3 protein-coding genes are annotated in these 2,134 nt (G+C 43.2%); 1 reads left to right on the forward strand and 2 read right to left on the reverse strand.

The window, feature by feature from the left end; translation table 11 throughout:
* Positions 1 to 166: 166 nt before the first annotated feature.
* Positions 167 to 1,150: an NAD-dependent epimerase/dehydratase family protein gene (locus F6K20_RS35490; RefSeq protein ID WP_287250632.1), complete on the reverse strand. Its 984-nt coding sequence runs from the start codon at positions 1,148 to 1,150 to the stop codon at positions 167 to 169.
* Between the two features lie 148 nt (positions 1,151 to 1,298).
* On the opposite strand from F6K20_RS35490, the gene F6K20_RS35495 reads away from it, so the two are divergent.
* Entirely contained in the window at positions 1,299 to 1,886 is a 588-nt protein-coding gene (locus tag F6K20_RS35495) for a YdcF family protein (RefSeq protein WP_287250630.1), read from the forward strand.
* Here F6K20_RS35495 and F6K20_RS35500 read toward each other — a convergent pair.
* Positions 1,881 to 2,134, reverse strand: a 254-nt coding sequence (locus F6K20_RS35500; protein WP_287297951.1) for a glycosyltransferase, incomplete at its 5' end; no start/stop codon positions are given. The two genes, F6K20_RS35495 and F6K20_RS35500, sit on opposite strands and share 6 nt — an antisense overlap.

Below are 2,134 nucleotides of genomic sequence, written 5' to 3' on the forward strand. Positions count from 1 at the left end.
TAGACCCCCAAGACCGCGCTGCCTCTCCAAGACCGCGCTGCATCGCTTTTGACAGATGGGGACCAACGGGGGCAAATGCGCAAAAATATCCCCTATCTAGCTATCTTCCCATCTCCCCATCTCCCCACACCTCCCACCCTGCCCACCCTCCCCACCCTCTCCTTAATTATGGGTATTCAACCAGACTTGATATTAATCCTTGCTCCAGGGTATAGGGTGGTTGCCAGTTGAGAGTCTGACAAAGTTTGCTACTATCAACCCATAGGGAACCATCCAATCGAGAAATCATTGAACTATTGAGGATGAAAGTTCGCCTGGTGATTAGTTCTACAGTATCTCCCAAATTACCGGCTAGCCTCAATAAGCTCAGGGGAATTGGCAAGATATGACACGGGAGTTCTAGACATTGAGCAATTTGTCTGATCAGTTGCGTTGTTGAGAGGTCTTCGCCGTCGCTGATCAGAAAAGTTTGGTTTTTAGCTTGGGGATGGGTGATAATAGTGGCGATCGCATCTACTAAGTTACCTACAAAAACCAAACTACGGCGATTATTTAAAGAGCCAAAGGGTAGGGGTAATTTTTTCTGTACTAATTTAATTAAACGTTCCATGTTGCCTGGATTTCCCTGACCATAAACTAGGGTAGGACGCAAAATAGTCCAAGTCATCTTGTTGCTTGAGCTAGCTAACTCAATTAAAGCCTGTTCTGCTTTCAATTTGCTGCATCCATAGGGAGTATCAGGTTGGCAAGGAGAGTTTTCGGTGAGAATCTGATCACTTAAGGTGGCCATAGCACCAATAGAGCTAATGAAGATAAAATGCTGGACACCAGCTTTAATGGCATGTTTAACTAGCTGAGTAGTACCTAAGGTATTCACTTCCAGAAATTCTGCTTCCGGATTCGGTGCGTCGTCCTGTAAGATGTGAGCCCTTGCGGCTAGGTGAATTACGGTGTCGATGCCTTCAAGAGCCTTACTCCAATCAGTATGACGATTGATTTCACCTACAGCAATGGTTTTGAGGGAGATGTCTGGGGGATGGAGAAATTGGTTACGCACTGCTGCAGTGATTTGCCAACCTCGCTGATGGAGAATAGGCAAAAGATGACTAGCAATGAAGCCAGTTGCGCCAGTTACAAGAATATGTTTCATAATCGCTATGTGCTAAGTTGGAAGTGATTCAGTGATGGCTTTCAACTCTCGGTACTACTAACTACACTAAGAGCTATTAGAGTCCGAATTGGATGGGTAGTTATTAAGGAGTATTATGAGTATAAACAATAGGCTGTTCAAGGATTTTATGAGCTTTCCAATTGCAAAAATTAGACTCAATAAGTTGTGGCTTGTTTTGCTTCCTATGGGACTGTTTTTTCTTAGTATCATTCCCTTACGTTTAGCCATTGCACGCCATCAAGCACCAGAACCCCAGGCTATTTTGGTTCTTGGTGGTAATAAAGATCGCTTCAAATTCACTGCCCAGTTTTCCCAGTCCCATCCTGAATTAGATATTTGGGTTTCTGACTACCCCAGTAATTTTGAGCATAACAGGCAGATTTTCCGAAAAGTAGGAATCTCAGACCAGCGAATTCACTATGATTTTTGTCCCACGGATACGGTGACCAATTTTACTTGCACAGTTAACTATTTTTATCGGCAGGATATTCAACATATCTACCTAGTAACCTCGGATTATCATATGGTAAGATCCCGCGCAATAGCAACTTTTGTTTTGGGTAGTCGGGGTATTGCAATTACTCCGGTTACTGTACCCTCAAAAGGCTATCCAAAAGAGTCAAAAATACGAGTTATTCGAGACTGTATTCGTTCTCTCCTCTGGATAGTGACTGGAAAGAGTGGGGCAAGTTTGAACCCAGATATTAAATCATGAGGGTTTCTGATTTAATAATTTCTGGTAAATCGGCTCAATCTGTTGCACCATTTGAGCCACATCAAAAAGCTTTCTAGTTAGCTGTTGGGCATTGTGACCAAGACGTTCCCGTTCCTGGGGATTTTGGAGTAGGTAAACTAGATGATGAGCTAATTTGGCAACATCTTTAGCCGGAAATAGTAAACCCGTTTCGCCATGATGGACAGTTTCAGGAATACCATAGATATTAGGAACAACAACAGGTTTAC

The organism is Moorena sp. SIO2C4 (assembly GCF_010672485.1).
GTDB classification, from domain to species: Bacteria; Cyanobacteriota; Cyanobacteriia; order Cyanobacteriales; family Coleofasciculaceae; genus Moorena; species Moorena producens.